Annotated in this window: 17 protein-coding genes; 5 read left to right on the top strand and 12 right to left on the bottom strand. The window is 44.7% G+C overall.

The features are described 5' to 3' along the window. The first annotated feature begins 9 nt into the window (after positions 1-9). Together WS40_RS05610 and WS40_RS05605 are read left to right on the top strand one after the other, a co-directional pair. Entirely contained in the window at positions 10-849 is an 840-nt protein-coding gene (locus tag WS40_RS05610; RefSeq protein WP_046440854.1) for a transketolase, read from the top strand. 3 nt (positions 850-852) lie between these two features. Continuing rightward, complete coding sequence (locus WS40_RS05605; RefSeq protein WP_022287360.1) at positions 853-1,800, top strand: transketolase family protein; 948 nt, start codon at positions 853-855, stop codon at positions 1,798-1,800. 86 nt (positions 1,801-1,886) lie between these two features. Here the strand turns inward: WS40_RS05605 and WS40_RS05600 are convergent, their stop codons facing one another. Then, a complete protein-coding gene (locus tag WS40_RS05600; protein WP_022287359.1) occupies positions 1,887-2,501 on the bottom strand; it encodes a TetR/AcrR family transcriptional regulator in 615 nt (204 codons plus the stop codon). Between the two features lie 278 nt (positions 2,502-2,779). Here WS40_RS05600 and WS40_RS05595 point away from each other — a divergent pair, with 278 nt between their 5' ends. Then, positions 2,780-4,879 carry an efflux RND transporter permease subunit gene (locus WS40_RS05595; RefSeq protein WP_046440851.1) on the top strand — a complete coding sequence of 700 codons (2,100 nt, stop codon included), beginning with the start codon at positions 2,780-2,782 and terminating at the stop codon, positions 4,877-4,879. A 20-nt stretch (positions 4,880-4,899) separates the two neighbouring features. Further along, positions 4,900-7,332, top strand: coding sequence for a hypothetical protein (locus WS40_RS05590; protein WP_046440850.1), 2,433 nt, complete (start codon positions 4,900-4,902; stop codon positions 7,330-7,332). 123 nt (positions 7,333-7,455) lie between these two features. Here WS40_RS05590 and purD read toward each other — a convergent pair whose 3' ends face one another. From purD to WS40_RS05535, 11 genes are all read right to left on the bottom strand, one after another. Next, positions 7,456-8,811 (bottom strand): phosphoribosylamine--glycine ligase, encoded by a 1,356-nt coding sequence (purD, locus tag WS40_RS05585; protein WP_046440848.1) that lies wholly within the window; start codon positions 8,809-8,811, stop codon positions 7,456-7,458. An 89-nt stretch (positions 8,812-8,900) separates the two neighbouring features. After that, positions 8,901-9,608: a PsbP-related protein gene (locus WS40_RS05580; RefSeq protein WP_046440846.1), complete on the bottom strand. Its 708-nt coding sequence runs from the start codon at positions 9,606-9,608 to the stop codon at positions 8,901-8,903. Positions 9,609-9,663: 55 nt separating this feature from the next. After that, the gene (locus tag WS40_RS05575; protein ID WP_022287354.1) at positions 9,664-10,845 is read right to left on the bottom strand and encodes a phosphoribosylaminoimidazolecarboxamide formyltransferase; all 1,182 of its coding nucleotides are present in this window, start codon (positions 10,843-10,845) and stop codon (positions 9,664-9,666) included. Positions 10,846-10,887: 42 nt separating this feature from the next. Then, entirely contained in the window at positions 10,888-11,604 is a 717-nt protein-coding gene (locus WS40_RS05570; RefSeq protein ID WP_046440844.1) for an IMP cyclohydrolase, read from the bottom strand. Positions 11,605-11,626: 22 nt separating this feature from the next. After that, positions 11,627-12,259 (bottom strand): phosphoribosylglycinamide formyltransferase, encoded by a 633-nt coding sequence (gene purN, locus WS40_RS05565; protein WP_046440842.1) that lies wholly within the window; start codon positions 12,257-12,259, stop codon positions 11,627-11,629. A 12-nt stretch (positions 12,260-12,271) separates the two neighbouring features. Continuing rightward, complete coding sequence (purM, locus tag WS40_RS05560) at positions 12,272-13,312, bottom strand: phosphoribosylformylglycinamidine cyclo-ligase (RefSeq protein ID WP_046440840.1); 1,041 nt, start codon at positions 13,310-13,312, stop codon at positions 12,272-12,274. 22 nt (positions 13,313-13,334) lie between these two features. After that, positions 13,335-14,759 carry an amidophosphoribosyltransferase gene (gene purF / locus WS40_RS05555; protein ID WP_022287348.1) on the bottom strand — a complete coding sequence of 475 codons (1,425 nt, stop codon included), beginning with the start codon at positions 14,757-14,759 and terminating at the stop codon, positions 13,335-13,337. A gap of 5 nt (positions 14,760-14,764) precedes the next feature. Then, entirely contained in the window at positions 14,765-16,186 is a 1,422-nt protein-coding gene (locus WS40_RS05550) for an amidophosphoribosyltransferase (protein WP_046440838.1), read from the bottom strand. 5 nt (positions 16,187-16,191) lie between these two features. Beyond that, positions 16,192-16,908, bottom strand: a complete 717-nt coding sequence (purC, locus tag WS40_RS05545) for a phosphoribosylaminoimidazolesuccinocarboxamide synthase (protein WP_022287346.1) — start codon at positions 16,906-16,908, stop codon at positions 16,192-16,194. A 167-nt stretch (positions 16,909-17,075) separates the two neighbouring features. Continuing rightward, positions 17,076-17,573, bottom strand: coding sequence for a 5-(carboxyamino)imidazole ribonucleotide mutase (purE, locus tag WS40_RS05540; protein ID WP_041337200.1), 498 nt, complete (start codon positions 17,571-17,573; stop codon positions 17,076-17,078). A gap of 412 nt (positions 17,574-17,985) precedes the next feature. Continuing rightward, positions 17,986-18,204 carry a YdeI/OmpD-associated family protein gene (locus tag WS40_RS05535; RefSeq protein WP_022288720.1) on the bottom strand — a complete coding sequence of 73 codons (219 nt, stop codon included), beginning with the start codon at positions 18,202-18,204 and terminating at the stop codon, positions 17,986-17,988. A gap of 721 nt (positions 18,205-18,925) precedes the next feature. On the opposite strand from WS40_RS05535, the gene rsmA reads away from it, so the two are divergent. Further along, a complete protein-coding gene (gene rsmA / locus WS40_RS05530) occupies positions 18,926-19,786 on the top strand; it encodes a 16S rRNA (adenine(1518)-N(6)/adenine(1519)-N(6))-dimethyltransferase RsmA (RefSeq protein WP_046440836.1) in 861 nt (286 codons plus the stop codon). The last annotated feature ends 93 nt before the right edge of the window (positions 19,787-19,879 follow it).

The raw sequence follows: 19,879 nt of genomic DNA, 5'->3' as shown, positions 1-19,879 counted from the left end.
GTCAAAAGTATGGACGAAACATTAAAGAAACAGCTTGAGATCACAGCCTGCAAGGTTCGTCTTGGAATACTCGAGGGAGTATTCAACGCAAAGTCGGGTCATCCGGGCGGATCGCTCTCTATCGCAGATCTGCTCACTTATCTCTATTTTGCAAAGATGAACGTATATCCTGATAAGCCGGAAGAGCCTGAGAGAGATAGACTCGTGCTTTCAAAGGGTCACACAGCACCTGCACTCTATGCAACTCTTGCAGAAAAAGGCTTTTTTCCAAAGGAGGAGCTGAAGTCCCTCAGACATATCGGTGCAATGCTTCAGGGTCACCCTTGTATCTCTATCCCTGGCGTAGATATGTCCTCTGGATCCCTTGGACAGGGCATTTCTGTTGCCTGTGGTATGGCGCTTTCAGGAAAGCTCACAAGCGATACCTATAAGGTGTATACTATCCTTGGCGATGGTGAGATCGAAGAGGGTCAGGTATGGGAGGCTGCAATGTTTGCTGCTCATTATAAGCTTGATAACCTCGTTGCTGTTGTGGATAATAACGGACTTCAGATCGACGGAAAGATAGAGGACGTAATGTCGCCATATCCTATCGTTGACAAGTTTGCAGCATTTGGCTGGCACGTTATCACAGTCGACGCTCACGATTTTGACTCACTTGAAAAAGCATTCAACGAGGCAGAAACAGTATGCGGTCAGCCTTGCGTTATCGTAATGAAGAGTATCAAGGGCAAGGGCGTTTCATTTATGGAAAACAACGTTTCATGGCATGGCTCAGCACCTAACAAGGAGCAGTATGAGCAGGCTGTGGCAGAAATAAACGAACAGCTTAAAAGTCTGGAGGGTTAAGCAATGGCAGAATTGAAGAAGAAAGCTACAAGAGAAAGCTACGGCGAGGCTCTTGCAGAGCTTGGCGATAAGTATGATAACCTCTATGTTTTTGACGCAGACCTTGCTGCTGCAACAAAAACAGGTATATTCAAAAAGAAATTCCCTGACAGATTTTTTGACTGTGGTATCGCTGAGTCAAATATGATGGGCGTTGCAGCAGGTATGGCTGCAACAGGCAAGATACCATTTGCTTCTACATTTGCAATGTTCGCCGCAGGCAGAGCATTTGAGCAGGTTAGAAACTCTATCGGTTATCCTCACCTTAACGTGAAGATAGGTGCAACACACGCAGGTATCTCTGTAGGCGAAGACGGTGCAACACATCAGTGCAACGAGGATATCGCTCTTATGAGAACTATCCCTGGCATGGTGGTAATAAACCCTGCCGACGACGTTGAAGCAAAGGCTGCCGTTGAAGCCGCTATCCTCCATGAAGGTCCGGTTTATCTTCGTTTCGGCAGACTTGCCACACCTGTTTTTAACGACCCTGAAACATATAAGTTCGAGCTTGGCAAGGGCGTTAAGCTCCGTGACGGCAAGGATATAGCTATCGTTGCAACAGGTCTTATGGTTTATGAGGCTATCGAGGCTGCAAAAACACTGGCAGCCGAGGGTATCGAAGCAACAGTTATCAATATCCACACTATCAAGCCAATCGACGAGGATATCATCGTTGAAGCCGCAAAGAACACAGGACTTCTTCTTACAGTTGAGGAGCATAGCGTTATTGGCGGACTTGGCTCAGCCGTTGCAGACGTTCTTGCAGCAAGACACCCTGCAAAGCTTGTTAAGATCGGCGTTAATGACGAGTTCGGTCACTCAGGCCCGGCAGTTGATCTTCTTAAAGAATATGGCCTCTGTGCAGACAATATCGTTGCAAAGGCAAGAGATGCTGTTAAGGCAAAGTAATAAAAACACCAAACGGACGGATATCTTCCGTCCGTTTTTTTGTACACAAAAAAGACACGCTTACGATCTCGTAAACGTGTCTTTTCTTATGCTTTTACAGTGCCTGCATGAGTGTCGATAATGTTGTTTATACATATGTAAAGATAAGGCTTAAGCTCGCCAATGTCCACAGGCTCGTTGTAAAGTATGGACGAGTAGCAGGTTGAGCTTACAAGCTCAACTATCATGAATATCATGACCTCAGGCTGAACAATATCATATGGAGCGTCAGCAAGCATAGCGTCATAAATGTTGCGGAAGTCGATGTCATCGTCCTTTATAGGCGACGTAAGAGCGTGCTTGAAAACGCCCCAGCTAAGATTCTTTGCAATAAAAGTCAAAAGCGACTTGTTCTCGTTTAGCTGGTTGATGATGTTGTCAACAATAAAAATAATTCGTTCGTTAAAGGTAAGCTTCTTGCCGCTCGCATTTAATGCCTCGATAGCGTTTCTGAAAAGCTGTGACGACTTGTGAGAAACAAGCTTGTTTCTTATGTCATATTTGTCCTTGAAATAAAGATAAAACGTTCCTTTCGCCACACCAGCGTTGTTCACAATGTCTGAAATAGAGGTCTTGCTCACGCCCTTGGTGGTAAAAAGACTAAAAGCCGTGTTAAGCAGAGAGTCCTCCTTTACCTTTTTATTGGTATCAAGCTTGCCCATTTTAACACGTCCTTCCTTATTATAATATATACAATTTGTATGCCACACATACACAGGTTTACTGTGGTTGACCTTAAATCTATTATAATACAAAACCGACTCAAAGTCAACGGAGCAAAATGACCAATAGTCACTTGTGACCGTTGGTCATTTTGTGCAACTCTACAAAAAGAATGACTAATGGTCATTTTACTATTGACTGTTGGTCATTTTTGATGTATACTATGAGATGTAATAAGACCGAAAGGTCAAAAACTATGTGAAGGGAATGACATTTGATGCAGAAATTTGGCAGAGGAGTTGTAAAGCTCCGAGTACCGATACTCATAGTCAGCGTTCTGTTGCTGATACCGTCAATATTCGGTTTTCTCAGCACAAGAATAAACTATGATATTCTTTCATACCTCCCGTCAGACATTGAAACCATGAAAGGTCAGGATATAATGCTTGACGAGTTCGGCAAGGGTGGCTTTTCGCTGGTAATGCTTGACGGCATGGAGGATAAGGACGTTGAAAAGGTCAAGGAGAAGATCGAAAAGGTAGACCACGTTTGCGATGTTCTCTGGTATGACACCCTGGCAGACGTTTCACTTCCAAAGGAAGTTCTTCCTGATGATATTTACGATTTCTTCAATACAGATAACTCCACAATGATGGCTGTCTTTTTTGACGAGGCGACCTCCGCTGACGGCTCACTTGAAGCTGTCAAGGAGATAAGAAGCATCGCCGGTGAACAGTGTTTCGTAAGCGGTATGTCGTCAGTCGTTGAGGATATCAAGGATCTGACAATGCAGGAAGCTCCGATGTATGTTGTTATCGCAGTAATACTTACAAGTATCATACTTGCACTTACAATGGATTCGTTCCTTATCCCACTGTTCTTTATGCTCAGCGTGGGCATGGCGATAGTCTATAACATGGGAACGAACTTCATACAAGGCGAGATATCGTTCATCACCGAAGCTCTTGCAGCCGTGCTTCAGCTTGCGGTAACGATAGACTACTCGATCTTCCTGTGGCACAGCTACAAAGAGGAGAAAGAAAAGCACCCTGGTGACAACAAAGAGGCAATGGCAGTGGCCATCGGCAAAACTATCACCTCAGTTGTTTCAAGCTCCATAACAACAGTTGCAGGTTTCCTTGCACTTTGCTTCATGAGCTACGAGCTTGGCATGGACATGGGTATCGTAATGGCAAAGGGCGTTGTTATTGGCGTTATCTGCTGCATAACAGTTCTCCCGTCAATGATACTTGTCTTCGATAAGGCACTTGAAAAAACAATGCACAAAGACCTTGTTCCAAGCCTTGAAAAGCCTTCAAAGTTCATTATCAAGCATCATGCAGCATTTATCGTACTCTTTATAGTTGTACTTATCCCTGCCATATATGGTCAGATAAACACCAATGTCTACTATAACCTGACAGATACTCTTCCAAAGGATCTCAACAGTGTTATCGCAAACACAAAGCTAGATGAGGAATACAACATGGCAACGACCCATATGCTCCTGGTTGACGCTGATATGAAGCCAAAGGAAGTAAACTCTATGCTCGACGAAATGGGCAAGGTTGATGGTGTAAGCTTCTCAATGTCACTGGATACTCTTATCGGTCCGTCTATCCCTCGTGAGATAGTTCCTGAGTCAGTAACAAAAATACTCAAGAGCGATAAATGGCAGCTTATGCTAATAGGTTCTGAATATAAGGTAGCTTCTGATGAAGAGAATGCCCAGATAGATGAGCTTAGCAAGATACTTAAATCCTACGATAAGGACGGAATGCTTATCGGTGAGGCGGCGGCAACAAAAGACCTTATCGACATAACAGATCATGACTTCAAGGTAGTAAATATAGTTTCTATCGCCGCTATCTTTATCATCATTCTTATTGCACTGCGTTCAGTTTCACTGCCTATCATTCTGGTAGCCGTTATCGAATTTGCTATCACAGTAAACATGGGTGTTCCGTGCTTTACGAATACCACCATACCGTTCATAGCGTCGGTAGTAATCGGTACTATCCAGCTTGGTGCAACAGTTGACTACGCTATCCTTATGACAACAAGATATAAGACCGAGCGTAACGCAGGCAAAGATAAGCACGAAGCTGTCACTATCGCACTTACAACTTCAATGAAGTCCATCATGGTCAGCGCACTTGGCTTCTTCGCTTCAACATTCGGCGTTGGCGTATATTCAAGCGTAGATATGATCTCACAGCTTTGTACGCTCATGTCAAGAGGTGCAATAATCAGTATGATAACTGTTATCTGCATACTTCCTTCAATGCTTATGCTGTTTGATAAGGTAATAATCAATACAACAATGGGCATGAAGAAAAAAGAAAATAAGCTTTATAAGCTTCCTGAAATAAACTAATTCGTAAAGGAGATATAGTTATGAAAAAGTATTCAAGAGTTCTTGCAGGCATACTTGCCGTACTTCTTTCCGCAGGCTGCACAGGTCTTTATGCAGCAGCTCAGTCAGACAGCTCTTCCGCTGCCAACAGCACTGCCTCAACAACAAAGAACGAATCAGATAAAAAAGATACAAAAGATACAAAGAAAGCTGATAAGTCTGACAGTGATACAGAAAAGCAGGCTAAGGAAGAAACAGTTTATGTTATCACTGACGCTTCCGGCAACAAGACAAAAACAGTCGTTTCCAACTGGCTGAAAAACCCACAGGGCGTAAAGAAGCTGGAGGACGTTTCCGACCTGACAGATATCGAGAATGTTAAAACAGACGAGGGCTTTACAGCCAATGGTGATAAGCTCACATGGGATACCGAGGGCGGAGATATCTACTATAAGGGCTATACCGATAAGGCACTCCCGGTCGATGTAAAGGTAACATATACCCTTGACGGCAAGGAGATAAAGCCTGAGGACCTCGCAGGCAAGAGCGGTAAGCTTACCGTAAGATATGACTATACGAACAACGATAAGAAAACTGTCAAGATAAACGGCAAGAAAACAGATATCTATGTTCCATACCTTATGGCAACAACAGCTATCCTTGATACTAACGTTTATTCAAACGTTGAAGTAACAAATGGCAAGCTCATTTCAGACGGAAGCAGACAGATACTTATAGGCGTTGCAATGCCTGGCCTTACAAAGAGCCTTGATCTTCAGGATAACGAAGATATCGAGATACCGGAGTACGTTGAGTTCACAGCAGACGTAAAGGACTTCGAGTCAACAACTGCTCTCACAGTCGCAACATCTGACATCTTCTCAAAGCTTGACCTTAGCGATATCGGTGATGCTGACGATCTTCAGGATAAGCTTGATGAGCTTTCTGATGCTACAGACGAGCTTGTAGACGGCACAGCAGAGCTTTACGCAGGCATCAAGAAGCTGTCCGATTCCTCAGGAACACTTATCACAGGTATCGACAAGCTTTATTCAGGCTCTAAGTCACTTGACGATGGTGCAAAGACACTTAACAGCGGTGCAACAAAGCTTCGTGACGGAGCAAAGACCCTTGATTCTTCAACAGGTGAGCTTATGAGAGGTATCTCCACAGCTCATAGTGGTTCAACAGCCCTCCTCGGTGGTTTTGATCAGGTAAACAGTGGTATGTCAACCTTGAAGAATGGCTCATCATCACTTTCAAGCGGACTTTCACAGGTATCCTCAGGCGCACAGCAGGTAAATAACGGTGCTGCAAGCCTTGCCGCAGGCACAAATAAGCTTGTTACAGGTGTAGGCGACCTCCAGGCAGGCTCTAAAAACCTTGCCGCAGGCACAAAGCAGACCTATGACGGTTCAACTGCACTGAAAAAAGGCGTTGCAACACTTAATGCAGGCGTTTCCACACTCTATGAAAAGGTGCAGTCACTCCCTGCAAGCGTTGAACTTCTTTCAAATGGCATAACAAAGGTAGATAACGCACTTACACAGTCTATCGCATACGACCAGCAGGTACTCGCAGGACTTGAGCAGCTTCTCGGCAATTACGAAGAAGGCTCAGCAGAGTATACGAGCATAAGCAATATGATAGCAGCCGTAAATGGCTCTATCCAGTATCAGCAGGGCGCACAGAGCGGCCTTGGCGATGTTTCAACAGGTGTCGGCACAATGGCTACCGAGGGCAAACAGCTTGTTGACGGCGTAACTCAGATATACAATGGTCTTAACGATAAGAAGAAAGGTCTTGTCGCAGGCGTTGATAATTTGAATACAGGACTTAAAACAGTAAACGAGGGTGCTTCTGCACTTAAAACCGGTATCGGCACACTTGCTAAGTCCAGCAAGGATCTTAACAATGGTGCAGCTACACTCTCCGCAGGCACAAAGAACCTCTCCGCAGGAGTTAACTCAGCACAGGCAGGCGCAAGCAAGCTTGATAAGGGCGTTGACAGCCTGAACTCAGGCGTATCAAAGCTTTCAAACGGTGCAAAAACTCTTGACAGCGGTCTTGGTCAGCTTGACAACGGCAGCAAGCAGCTAAAAGACGGTACTGCAACACTCTATTCATCACTTGTAGAGCTTGCACAGGGTACAACAACACTTTCAAGCGGCAGTGCAGAGCTGTTCAGCGGTATCGGTCAGCTCAAAGACGGCAGCTCACAGCTTTCATCTGGTGTTAAGAAACTTGAAAGCGGTGCAAAGACCCTTAAAGACGGCATGGCTAAGTATAAGGACGAGGGCATCGGCAAGCTCCTTGACATCTACAACAACGACCTCAAGGGACTTATCGACAGACTTGACGCTCTCAAGACAGCAGCCGAGGATTCAACAACATTCTCAGGCGCAGCCGATGGCGTTGAAAGCTCAGTTAAGTATATTTACGAAACTGCGGCTATTGAAAAAGCAGACGAGTAATTTTTACTTCCCACACATAGCAAAGACCCCCTTGGACAGAAATGTCCGAGGGGGTCTTTGTATTTATAAACGTATTATCTGTACAAAAAAACGGACGGAATCTCTCCGCCCGTTTTATATATCCTACTGTCTTAGATAAACACCGTTTTCTTCGATGTAGTCCTCCATGTCCTGCTTGTATTCAAGATCAAGAGAATCTTTAGGAAGTGCCTTGAGTGCTTTCTGACCAATGTCTTTTCTGAAATGCTCTCCCTCGAACTTTATCTTGGAAACAGCCTCGTAAGACTTGTCCAGTGCACCCTGAAGCGTGTAAGCATTGCAGGTAACACCAAGAACACGTCCGCCGTTTGTGTAAAACTTGCCGTCCTCGTACTTAGTGCCTGCGTGATAAATAAACGCTCCGTCTACCTGACCCTTGTCGTCCATACCGAACATCTCGATACCCTTTTTGTACTTAACAGGATATCCTCCGCTGGCCATAACAACACAAGTGCAGTAACCCGACTTCCAGCCGATCTTGACATCAGCCAGCCTGTGTTCATAAATAGCCTCAAATATCTCGCAAAGATCGCCCTCCAGCATAGGAAGAACTACCTGCGTTTCAGGGTCGCCGAAACGGCAGTTGTATTCAATTACCTTTGGACCATTAGGGGTGAGCATAAGTCCGAAATACAAACAGCCCTCAAAAGTCCTGCCCTCAGCATTCATTGCATTGATAGTCGGCAGGAAGATCTTCTCCATGCACTCCTTGGCAATGTCCTCAGTGTAGTAAGGGTTAGGTGCAACAGTACCCATTCCGCCTGTGTTCAGACCCTTGTCGCCGTCCAACGCTCTCTTGTGATCCATTGAAGAGATCATAGGAACAACAGTCTTGCCGTCAGTGAATGAAAGCACAGAAACCTCAGGACCTGTGAGATATTCCTCCACAACGATAGTCGAACTGCTCTCACCGAACTGCTTGTCGTCTATCATTGAGTGTATAGCTTCCACAGCCTCTTTCTCATTCTCCGCCAGAATAACGCCCTTGCCAAGTGCAAGTCCGTCAGCCTTTATAACAGCAGGGTATGTGTTCTGTTCCTTGACATATTTTATAGCGTCCTCACTGTTTGTGAACACCTCGTATTTGGCTGTAGGAATATTGTATTTCTTCATAAGATCCTTAGAAAAGACCTTTGAACCCTCGATTATAGCCGCATTTTTCTTAGGACCAAAGGTCTTGAAACCCTCAGCCTGCAAAGCGTCTACCATTCCAAGTACAAGCGGATCGTCAGGTGCAACAGCCACCATGTCTACTTTAAGCTTCTTTGCCAGAGCCACAACGCCCTCGATATCTGTTGCCGCAACATCAAAACATTCTGCATAGCGTGAAATGCCACCGTTTCCGGGTGTGCAGTAAAGCTTTCCTACCTTAGGGGATTCCGCAAGCTTCATAACGATAGCGTGTTCACGTCCGCCTCCGCCAACAACTAATATGTCCATTTTCAGACCTCCTCAGTGTGTTTTTCCAATTATAACAATACCGCACACCTATGCTGTGCGGTATCGTCATTTATTTACTTCGTATATTATTACTTAAGCTCAAAGCTGTCAAGAACTGTCTTGAACTCGTCAGAAAGCTTGCCGTAAGCGTTCTCGCTTGCACCATATGTGATAACAACAAGGTTGCCGTTGTCAGAAGTGATTATCTGATTGAGCAGTACCTTCTGTGAGCCGATCTCGCCTGTTACGTCAACAATGTAAGCGTCCTTGCCTGCAAACTTATCTTCCTTGTCGTTTGTAACAGTGTAGCCGTCCATGGAATTATATGTTTGCTTGATCTGGTCAGCATAATCACTTGCTGTAAGACCATTGAGCAGATCGTTTGACATTGAGATAACGTTGATAGAAGCAGACTCAAGCTCAGCATCATCGCCTGCATCAGCGTATGTGAACATTACGTCAACACCAGCGGATTCCTGCATTGCCCACTTCTTTGAGTCGATCTTGAAAGTATACAGATCGCTTGTGTAAACGTCATTCTCATATGTGCCTTTAGCCTCGTCGCCAGTGCTTGTTGTGTCGTCAGCAGAAGTTGTTGTGTCAGCAACTGACTCCTCAGGTGCAGCAGTTGTAGTTGTTGTGTCAGCCTTAGACTCGACAGCAGGTGCGGCTGTAGTTGTAGTAGTTGTTGTTTTAGCCTCCGCCTTTGACTCGTTCTCAGAATCATTTGACTCTGAGCAGCCTGTAACTGCGAATACCATTGACAGTGCCATGAGTGATGCAAGTAACTTTTTCATAATAAATTTTTCCTTTTTTTCTTGACCTTTATTGTTTTGCATTAATGCACAAAAATTAGTGATGGAACAATCTTATTCCAGTGAATGCCATTGCCATGTTGTACTTGTTGCAAGTCATGATAACATGATCGTCCCTGATAGATCCGCCCGGCTCGGCAATGTAAGCCACACCGCTCTTTTTAGCTCTCTCGATGTTGTCACCGAATGGGAAGAAAGCGTCAGAACCAAGGCAAACGCCTGTGTTCTTTGCAAGCCATTCCTTCTTTTCAGCCTCAGTGAGCACCTCAGGCTTTACCTTGAATGTGTTCTGCCATACGCCCTCAGCCAGTACATCATCATGCTCGTCAGAAATGTAAACGTCGATAGCGTTATCTCTGTCAGGACGTCTTATGTTGTCAACGAACTGAAGTCCCAGAACCTTTGGGTGCTGTCTGAGCCACCAGATGTCAGCCTTGTTTCCTGCCAGTCTTGTGCAGTGTATTCTTGACTGCTGACCTGCACCGATACCGATAGCCTGACCGTCCTTTACATAGCAAACGCTGTTAGACTGTGTGTATTTAAGTGTGATAAGTGAGATAACAAGATCAGTTTTCTTGTCCTCAGGGATCTCCTTGTTGTCTGTCACGATATTTGTGAGCATATCGTTGTCTATTTTCAACTCGTTTCGACCCTGTTCAAAAGTTACGCCGAAAACCTGCTTTCTCTCAATAGGTGCAGGAACATAGTTCTCATCTATCTTGATGATGTTGTATGTACCCTTTCTCTTTGACTTGAGTATCTCAAGAGCCTCGTCAGTGTAGCCCGGTGCAATGATACCGTCAGAAACCTCTCTCTGTATCATCTTTGCAGTGCAAGCGTCACACTCGTCAGAAAGTGCGATAAAATCGCCGTATGATGACATTCTGTCAGCACCTCTTGCTCTCGCATAAGCGCTTGCAAGTGGAGTAAGCTCTCCCAGATCGTCAACAAAATATATCTTCTTTTCGACCTCGCTCAAAGGCTTGCCGATAGCAGCGCCCGCAGGTGAAACGTGCTTGAAAGAAGTTGCCGCACACATACCTGTTGCCTTTTTAAGCTCTCTTACCAACTGCCAGCCGTTGAATGCGTCAAGCAGATTGATGTAACCGGGCTTGCCGTTGAGTACCTCGATAGGGAGATCCTTGCCATCCTCCATAAATACTCTTGACGGCTTCTGATTAGGGTTGCAGCCGTATTTCAAAAGCATTTCATTTGCCATAATTTTTACCTCCGTTTATTTAACCTATTCACTCCGCAGATATTACTTGCTGTACTTATTAACGATCTTAGAAACAGCCTTGCCGCTTGCGATATCAATGTATCTTACAAACAGCGATACCTTGTTGTCCTCGTTGAGTGCTTCCCAAAGCTTGCCGGTGAACTCCTCGATATCGTTAGGTATCTCCACCTTCTTAGGCTCGCCCTCAAAGCTTGGCAGAGGATTGCCGTCACCCATGTAAGTGTGAATAAAATGACCCACGCCGTCAAGAGGGTTGGTGTATGTGTAAGTAAATCTCTCGCAGCAGTCAGGGTTTCCGTCAGCGGACTTGAGTATGCTCATAGCATAATTATATGCGCCGTTCTCAACGTGCATGATACCTGAAATACGAGGAGTGTAGTTTGGAGCGTCGTCCTCATACTCTCTCGTCCTCAGAGATTGCTCAAAAGTCTGCTGCTTGTCCATAAGCTCATAAATAGTGTCCGTCTGATCGCCGTTTGTAACGATAGTCTTGTTTCCAAGCACACGAACAGGGGAGTATATAATAAGGTGTGGGTCAGAAAGCTTGCTAGGGTCAGCAGCTTCTGTCTTGATGCCGTCCTCAGTTTCCGTGAAAACTCTGTTTCTGGAATTAACACTTCTGCCCATGATAAAATAAGCCGTTACCGCACTCTTTCCGTCAGCAGACTTGCCTATAACTATTCCTCTGCCCGGATATGAGTTGCTTTTAAGCTCGTCATAAATATTAAGGGTCTTCATATCTTGTCCTCCATAATTTTTCTCAGTCTTTAAGGTCAACGTAAGCCTTGCCGTCCTTAATGCTTATCCTGTCCTCGCAGAACAGCGAAACCGCCTTAGGCAAAAGCTTCCATTCAACGTTTTCCATTATCTTCTTCTGTAAGCTTTCAGGCGTTTCGTCATTTGCAACATCCACAGCGCCCTGCAAAATAATAGCTCCGGCGTCAGCCTTTTCGTTTACAAAATGTATAGTCGCACCCGATACCTTAACGCCGTATTCCAAAGCCTTTTCATGAACTTTAAGCCCATAAAAGCCCTCGCCGCAGAATGACGGTATCAGTGCAGGGTGAACGTTTATTATCCTGTAAGGATAAGCTTTTGTAACGCATTCGTCAAGAATTATCATAAATCCAGCCAGCACCACAAGGTCAGCACCCTGTCTGTTAAGCTCAGCCAGAATAGCCTCGCTGTAACTCTTGCTGTCAGCATATTCCTTTCTCGGAATAACGACAGTGCCGATACCTGCATTTTTCGCCCTCTCCAGAGCATAAGCACCCTCCTTCGAGGATATAACGCAGGTTATCTTGCCGTTTTTTATAATGCCGCTTTTTTCAGCGTCAATAAGCGCCTGTAGGTTTGTTCCGCCGCCCGAAACAAGAACGCATATCTTCTTCATATCTCTTTACCCTTAGCAGATGATAACGCCCATGTCAGAGTCAACAAGTTCGCCCAGAACGTAAGCTTCTTCGCCTGCCGCCTTGATAGCTTCGATAGCCTTGTCAGCGTCAGCCTTGTCAACAACAACTGTCATACCAACGCCCATGTTGAATGTGTTGAACATATCTCTCTCAGGAATGTTTCCTGTCTTTGCGATAACGTCGAAAATAGGAAGCACCTGAACGTCGCTTCTTGCAATCTTTACAGACAGTCCGTCAGGAAGTGAACGTGGAATGTTCTCATAGAATCCGCCGCCTGTGATGTGAGATATAGCCTTTACCTTAACAGAATCAAGCAGGCTCATAACAGCCTTTACATATATCTTTGTAGGTGTGAGAAGTGTCTCGCCCAGTGTCTTGCCAAGCTCGTCATAGTGAACAGAAAGGGTCTTTTCGTCAACGCTGAATACCTTTCTTACCAGTGAGAAGCCGTTTGAGTGTACACCGCTTGACTTGATAGCTATCATAACGTCCCCGGCCTTCTGAGTGCTTGGGTCAAGTATCTTGTCCTTGTCAACAACGCCAACAGAGAAGCCTGCAAGGTCATATTCGTCAACAGGGTAGAAACCAGGCATCTCAGCCGTTTCGCCACCGATAAGCGCACAGCCTGACTGTACACAGCCCTCAGCAACACCTGAAACTATCTGAGCTATCTTTTCAGGATAGTTCTTGCCAACAGCGATGTAGTCAAGGAAAAACTGTGGCTTTGCACCGCAGCAGATAATGTCGTTTACGCACATTGCCACGCAGTCGATACCAACTGTGTCATGCTTGTCCATAAGAAAAGCTATCTTGAGCTTTGTGCCAACGCCGTCTGTGCCTGAAACGAGAACAGGCTTTGTGATACCTGTCATGTCAAGCTCAAACAGACCGCCGAAGCCGCCGATGCCGCTGAGAACACCGCTCGTCATGGTCCTTGCAACGTGCTGCTTCATAAGCTCAACTGCCTTGTAGCCTGCCGTTACGTCAACGCCTGCTTCCTTGTAGCTGTTTGAAAAACTGTTTGTATTCATGATAAAATATCCTTTCAGTTATTTACTTCTTTTCCGATATCTTCGATTCAAATTTGTCCTTAGGCATATCCTTAGGAACTTCGATAGGGTATTTCTCTGTAAAGCAGCCTACGCAGAAATCACACTTTGAATTTCCCGCAAGCTTTTTAACGCTTTCAACACTGAGATATCCCAAGCTGTCTGCACCGATATATTCGCATATTTCTTCATTGGTCATCTTGCAGGCGATAAGATTTTCCTTGCTGTCTATATCCGTTCCGAAATAGCATGGTGCAATGAATGCAGGGGAGGAGATACGAACGTGAACTTCCTTTGCACCTGCGTCCCTCAGCAGCTTGACTATACGTCCCGAAGTCGTTCCTCTGACGATACTGTCGTCTATCATAACGACCCTCTTGCCCTTAACAGTGCTTGAAATAGCGTTGAGCTTTATCTTGACGGAGTTCGTCCTCTCTGTTTGGCTAGGCTGAATGAACGTCCTGCCTATGTATCTGTTCTTGATAAATCCAATGCCGTATGGTATGCCGCTTTCCTGAGAAAATCCCAGCGCAGCGTCAAGTCCCGAGTCAGGCACGCCTATGACGATATCAGCGTCAACAGGGTGTTCTCTCCAAAGATATTTACCTGCCCTGAGCCTTGCCATGTGAACGCTCGACCCCTCGATAACAGAGTCAGGTCTAGCAAAATATACATATTCAAATACGCATATAGTACCCTTTTTACCACAGTGAGTCGTGATAGAGTTCACACCGTTTTTGTCAATAACTATCATTTCACCTGGTTTAAGATCTCTTATGTATTCAGCGCCGATGCTGTCAAAAGCACAGGTCTCCGACGCTACCACATAGCCGTCGTCTATCTTTCCGAGGCAAAGGGGTCTGAAGCCGTCAGGATCTCTCGCCGCAATAAGCTTTGTCGGCGACATAACGAGCAGCGAATACGCACCCTTTATCCTGTACATAGCCTTTTCAAGAGCCGCCTGTATAGACGGTGCTCTAAGACGTTCCTCGGTTATGGCGTATGATATGACCTCAGTATCATTTGTGCTGTGGAATATCATGCCCTTGTTTTCATATTGCTCTCTAAGTTCTCTTGCGTTAGTAAGATTTCCGTTGTGAGCGATAGCCATAGGACCCTTTATGTGACGAACAACAAGCGGCTGAGCGTTTGAAGCATTGCAGTTGCCTGTAGTCGAATATCTCACATGACCTATAGCAATATTGCCCTTGCCGAGCCGTTCGAGAGTTTCCTTGTCAAAAACCTGATTGACAAGACCCACGTCCTTGTGATAGCTGAACACGCCGTCGTCGTTTACAACGATACCGCAGCTTTCCTGACCTCTGTGCTGTAATGCGTAAAGAGATACATAAGTCTGAGCCGCAACATCGCTTGTCTTGTTAGTATAAATGCCGAAAACGCCGCATTCTTCATGGATACCTGTTACCAATTAAATCATTCCCTTCCGTTCCAGCAGTAGGTGCAAAGCTCACAGCTTGGCAGACCCACAGCCTTTACAGTGCCTTCAAGCGACTGGAATTCAACAGAGGTAAGTTTAAGTCTCCTGCATATCTCGTCCCTGAGGAGCTTGCCACGCTCAGTGCTTGAATCGCTGTATTCTTCAATGTATTTAACTCCCTCGATACCCTCGTTCTCATCAATGATCTGTCTTGCGATAAGTTCAAGTTCCGAGGTGCTGCGTGAAAAGTTAAGATACTTGCAGCCATACATGATAGGAGGACAGGCTGATCTCATGTGGACTTCCTTTGCACCGTTCTCATAAAGAAACTCAACAGTTTCCCTCATCTGAGTTCCTCTGACGATACTGTCGTCAACGAACAGAAGCTTCTTGCCCTCGATAAGTTCGTGAACAGGTATAAGCTTCATCTTCGCAACTCTGTTTCTCATAGACTGGCTTGTTGGCATAAAGCTTCTAGGCCATGTAGGAGTGTACTTGATGAACGGTCTTGCAAAAGGTATGCCGCTTTTGTTTGCATATCCTATAGCGTGAGGAACGCCAGAATCAGGTATTCCGCAAACGAAATCAACGTCAGGGAGTCTGCCGTTTTTCATATCGTTCTCCGCCATTATCTCGCCGTTGCGTGTTCGCATAAGTTCAACGTTCACGCCCTCATAGCAAGCGGTAGGGTAGCCGTAATAAGTCCAAAGGAAAGTGCAGATCTTTTTATTGTCTGTACCCTCGCTGAGGATATTGTAGCCGTCCTTGGTTATCTCAGTTATCTCTCCCGCCTTTAGTTCGTGACAGGTGGAGTATCCAAGCTTCTGATATGCAAATGATTCAAAAGAAAAGCAATATCCGTCAGAACGCTGTCCTATTATAATAGGAAGCCGTCCGTCCTTATCTCTGGCAACGATCATCGACTTGTCTGTCATTATTGCAAGTGACATCGTGCCTTCTATCTTGTCCTGTGCGTATCTTATGCCGTCAACAAAGCTGTCCTTCTGTGCGATCAGCGCACCGATAAGCCCTGCGGAATTGATAGCGCCGCTGCTCATTGTTTCAAAGTTTGCGCAGCCCTTTTCAAGCAGTTCGTCAGCCAGTTTAGCGGCATTTTGTATTACACCGATAGAGCACACTGCGTAAAGTCCTAACTTGGAGCGTACCATTATCGGCTGAGGATCTGTGTCGCTTATGCAGCCGATACAGATGTTTCCTCTCATTTTGTCAACGTCTTTTTCAAATTTAGTACGAAATGGTGAGTTTTCAATGCTGTGAATATTTCTCTGAAAGCCAAGCTCAGGGGAGAATGAAGTCATTCCGCCCCGCCTTGTGCCTAAGTGTGAATGATAGTCGGTCCCGAAGAAAACGTCCTGAATACAGTCATTAGCTGAAACAGCTCCGAAAAAACCGCCCATAAAAATTATTCTCCCATTACTCTCTTTATCATCTCATGGTAAGCCTCTTCAACGCCGCCCATGTCTCTTCTGAATCTGTCCTTGTCGAGCTTCTCATGTGTCTTAGAATCCCAGAAACGGCAAGTATCAGGTGAGATCTCGTCAGCAAGAAGTATCTTTCCGTGGAATCTGCCGAACTCGATCTTGAAGTCGATAAGGTCAATGCCGATGTTCTTGAAGAAGCCAAGCATGAACTCATTTACCTTGAAAGCATACTTTGTGATATCCTCGATCTCTTCCTCAGTAGCAAGACCAAGACCAAGAGCATAATACTTGTTGATGAATGGGTCGCCAAGCTCGTCGCACTTGTAGCTGAACTCAAGTGTAGGCTGCTTGAGCTTTGTGCCTTCCTCGATACCGAGCTTCTTTGAGAAGCTTCCTGCTGCAACGTTTCTTACGATAACTTCCAGCGGAACGATCTCGACCTTCTTAACGATAGTCTCTCTGTCAGAGATCTCCTCAACAAGATGAGTAGGGATACCCTCTTTTTCAAGAAGCTTGAACATATAGTTTGTCATTTTGTTATTGATAGCACCCTTGCCAACGATAGTGCCTTTCTTCTCGCCGTTGAAAGCAGTAGCGTCGTCCTTGTAATCAACGATAACAAGATCAGGGTCGTTAGTAGCGAATACTTTCTTAGCCTTGCCCTCATAGAGCTGTTCTGTCTTTACAATGTTTTCCATAGATTTATTCCTCCATAAAATTATTTACATTATTTATATGATATACCGAAAACATATCCACTGCCGTTTTAATATGTAGGGGCGAACATCGTTCGCCTGCCGACAGCAGAACTTCCCCGATATATCAAATATAACATACAGCCGAGCTATATGTCTGTATCAAAAAATCAAAGCGCAGCAAGCTTGTCTTGTAAAGCTTTGTCCTTAGCCACAACACCGTCTATCATATCCTGCTTAGCCTTTTCAAGCTTCTCAGCCAGACCCTCGTCAGAAAGAGCAAGCATCTGAATAGCAAGTATAGCAGCGTTCTTAGCGCCGTCAACTGCGACAGTGGCAACAGGGATACCACTAGGCATCTGAACGGTAGCAAGCAGAGCGTCCATGCCGTCGAAGTTAGCACCCTTGCAAGGAATACCGATAACAGGAAGCGTTGTGTGACCTGCAATAACTCCCGCAAGATGAGCCGCCATTCCGGCAGCGCAGATTATAACTCCAAAGCCGTTTTCCTTAGCCTTGTCAGCAAAATCGCTTGCAAGCGCAGGCGTTCTGTGAGCAGACATAACGTGACATTCGTAAGGAACACCATAAGCCTTAAGTTCAGCAACAGCCTTGCTGACAACAGGAAAATCGCTGTCAGAACCCATTATTACCGCAACTTTTTTCATAAATTTATACCTCCAAGTAAAACAAAAAATTACAAATAAAAAACTGCAACAATGGCGTTGCAGTTTTAGTCAGTGCATAATTATATTGTTAGAGTGCAAAAAATCAAGGCAGGACGCAATTATACTTAAAGACCTACCCATAAAAGAATATGTAATTGATGAAAAACAGCACATTTCAGTCATACATCTCTCCTGAATACATACAAAAAATACTGCACAATATTACCAGACAGTAAAGCGGAGCAAAACTGTCTGCGAAAGCTTTTTTTTACTGATTTTCTCCATAACAGCATACAAAGCCTTACAATAATATTGTACAATATTTATAGATAAATTTCAACACATATTTATATAAAATTTATATCAATTAATCTTTGATTTATTGTGAAATTTGTCTACATTAACTTTTTGTTCAGAAAATACTTGTATCAGTGATCTGACCGTTTGACAAGCTGTTGACGAGACCACGCATTTCCTCTTTGGAGCGAATACAGTGTGCCGAGTCGATTATCTGCTGTCTTTGAAGCGGATCCAGCTTAGCAAAGTAAGCATATGCCGCAGGCACCTGAGCAAGAGCCATAGACAGCCCCAGCGGTAATTCCTGCCCGTGAGCAAAAGAGTTATTTTTCATTTTTATCACCTCCGCATATATTATTTCCCGGGCAATAAAAATAATAAACCCTTACGATCTTATATGTGATACTGCACAATTTATCACATCGTAATTTGTGCGAACAAATGATTTATATTTTAATTTGGCAACATTTCTGCAATTGTTGCATTTTTTATGCAACAAAAGTGGTGATTTTTGGGATAAGTATAAGGATATTATCCCAAATCGAATATCCTGCAAGGTAGCAGTGTATGAGGAAACATTTTGTCAACGTGAGTTAGGTGAACACGATGAGAGGTTCTGATCGTACAGAAAAGCACTTCCTGCACCTTGTTTGAAGCTTGAAAATTGAATAAAAATCGTACAAAACCACAAAATTACGGCAACAAATCTGTAGGGGCGAACAGCGTTCGCCCGTCGAAGAAACAAGTCCACGATTACAACCATTGTAGGACAGAACAAAAAACTATCCTATCACGCTTGTAGGGGCTGGCGCCCTCGACAGCCCGCTCGAAGTGACGAGGTTTGAATTTACCATAAAGTCATGCAGATGTACAAAGACGTGCGAGGGGGTCGGGACGTCGGATTTCTGCAAAGCAGAAATCGCTCCGCTGGGTCATTCCTTACTTCATAGGAATATTATTCTTTTCCAAATCAGTTGACAATCTTTTGTTAATATGATATAATTATTTTGTTAATTTTTTGTCGATTTATCAGTTAATCTGAGGTGTATTAATAAATGGATAATCTTTCTAATATAAGTGTGATAAAAGATGTTCTCGCAAGACACAATTTCACTTTCTCCAAGGCTCTCGGTCAGAATTTCTTAGTGAATCCCTCCGTTTGCCCCAAGATAGCCGAAATGGGCAATGCAAAAAAAGGCTTCGGCATAATCGAGATAGGCACAGGCATAGGCGTTCTCACAAACGAGCTTGCCAAGCGTGCCGACAAGGTGGTGGCTATCGAAATTGACGACAGGCTTATGCCGGTCCTTGCAGAAACTCTTGCAGAATATGACAATGTGAAGATAATAAACGCCGACGTCATGGAAACTGACCTCCATAAGCTTATTGCCGAGGAATTTCAGGGTATGGACGTTGCCGTTTGTGCAAATCTACCTTACTATATAACCTCGCCCATATTAATGATGCTACTTGAAGAACGTCTGCCCATAAAGTCTGTTACTGTCATGGTGCAGAAAGAAGCAGGCACACGTCTTTGTGCCTCTATGGGTACAAGAGATATGGGAGCAGTCACAGTGGCTATAAATTATTTTTCTGTACCGAAACTCCTTTTTAACGTATCACGGGGAAGCTTCATGCCCTCGCCTAACGTTGATAGCTGCGTGGTGAGGTTTGATATCCGTGATAAGACCCCCGAGGGCGTGACGGACGAAAAGTTCTTTTTTAAAGTCGCTAGGGGAGCATTTTCACAGCGAAGAAAGACCCTCTCAAATTCCGTATCATCATCAATGGGCATAGATAAATCTATAGTAAATCAGGCGATAGAGCAAAGCGACCTGCCTGCCTCCGTCCGTCCTGAAGCTCTTTCCATGGAACAATTCATAACCTTTTCCGAAGCCCTTAGAAAGCTTATCTAATTGTACATATTTTCGTATAGTTATACTTCATTACTTGTAGAGGAGCGTCTCAGTTTCTGCAAGCAGAAATGCGACGTCCCATTTCGTTCGCCC

It is taken from the genome of Ruminococcus sp. N15.MGS-57, from assembly GCF_000980385.1.
Lineage (GTDB): Bacteria > Bacillota > Clostridia > Oscillospirales > Ruminococcaceae > Hominimerdicola > Hominimerdicola aceti.
Note: the sequence above shows the minus strand (reverse complement) of the source record. Positions and strands in the feature narration are given on the sequence as shown.

What these genes read in the sequence shown, in the direction of transcription:
- purD (WP_046440848.1), bottom strand. Translation starts at nt 8,811, where the DNA reads ATGGACATATTAGTTGTTGGCGGAGGCGGACGTGAACACGCTATCGTT.
- WS40_RS05550 (WP_046440838.1), bottom strand. Translation starts at nt 16,186, where the DNA reads ATGGGCGGTTTTTTCGGAGCTGTTTCAGCTAATGACTGTATTCAGGAC.
- WS40_RS05600 (WP_022287359.1), bottom strand. Translation starts at nt 2,501, where the DNA reads ATGGGCAAGCTTGATACCAATAAAAAGGTAAAGGAGGACTCTCTGCTT.
- WS40_RS05605 (WP_022287360.1), top strand. Translation starts at nt 853, where the DNA reads ATGGCAGAATTGAAGAAGAAAGCTACAAGAGAAAGCTACGGCGAGGCT.
- purE (WP_041337200.1), bottom strand. Translation starts at nt 17,573, where the DNA reads ATGAAAAAAGTTGCGGTAATAATGGGTTCTGACAGCGATTTTCCTGTT.
- purN (WP_046440842.1), bottom strand. Translation starts at nt 12,259, where the DNA reads ATGAAGAAGATATGCGTTCTTGTTTCGGGCGGCGGAACAAACCTACAG.
- WS40_RS05575 (WP_022287354.1), bottom strand. Translation starts at nt 10,845, where the DNA reads ATGGCAAATGAAATGCTTTTGAAATACGGCTGCAACCCTAATCAGAAG.
- WS40_RS05610 (WP_046440854.1), top strand. Translation starts at nt 10, where the DNA reads ATGGACGAAACATTAAAGAAACAGCTTGAGATCACAGCCTGCAAGGTT.
- WS40_RS05590 (WP_046440850.1), top strand. Translation starts at nt 4,900, where the DNA reads ATGAAAAAGTATTCAAGAGTTCTTGCAGGCATACTTGCCGTACTTCTT.
- purM (WP_046440840.1), bottom strand. Translation starts at nt 13,312, where the DNA reads ATGAATACAAACAGTTTTTCAAACAGCTACAAGGAAGCAGGCGTTGAC.
- rsmA (WP_046440836.1), top strand. Translation starts at nt 18,926, where the DNA reads ATGGATAATCTTTCTAATATAAGTGTGATAAAAGATGTTCTCGCAAGA.
- purC (WP_022287346.1), bottom strand. Translation starts at nt 16,908, where the DNA reads ATGGAAAACATTGTAAAGACAGAACAGCTCTATGAGGGCAAGGCTAAG.
- WS40_RS05580 (WP_046440846.1), bottom strand. Translation starts at nt 9,608, where the DNA reads ATGAAAAAGTTACTTGCATCACTCATGGCACTGTCAATGGTATTCGCA.
- WS40_RS05535 (WP_022288720.1), bottom strand. Translation starts at nt 18,204, where the DNA reads ATGAAAAATAACTCTTTTGCTCACGGGCAGGAATTACCGCTGGGGCTG.
- WS40_RS05595 (WP_046440851.1), top strand. Translation starts at nt 2,780, where the DNA reads ATGCAGAAATTTGGCAGAGGAGTTGTAAAGCTCCGAGTACCGATACTC.
- WS40_RS05570 (WP_046440844.1), bottom strand. Translation starts at nt 11,604, where the DNA reads ATGAAGACCCTTAATATTTATGACGAGCTTAAAAGCAACTCATATCCG.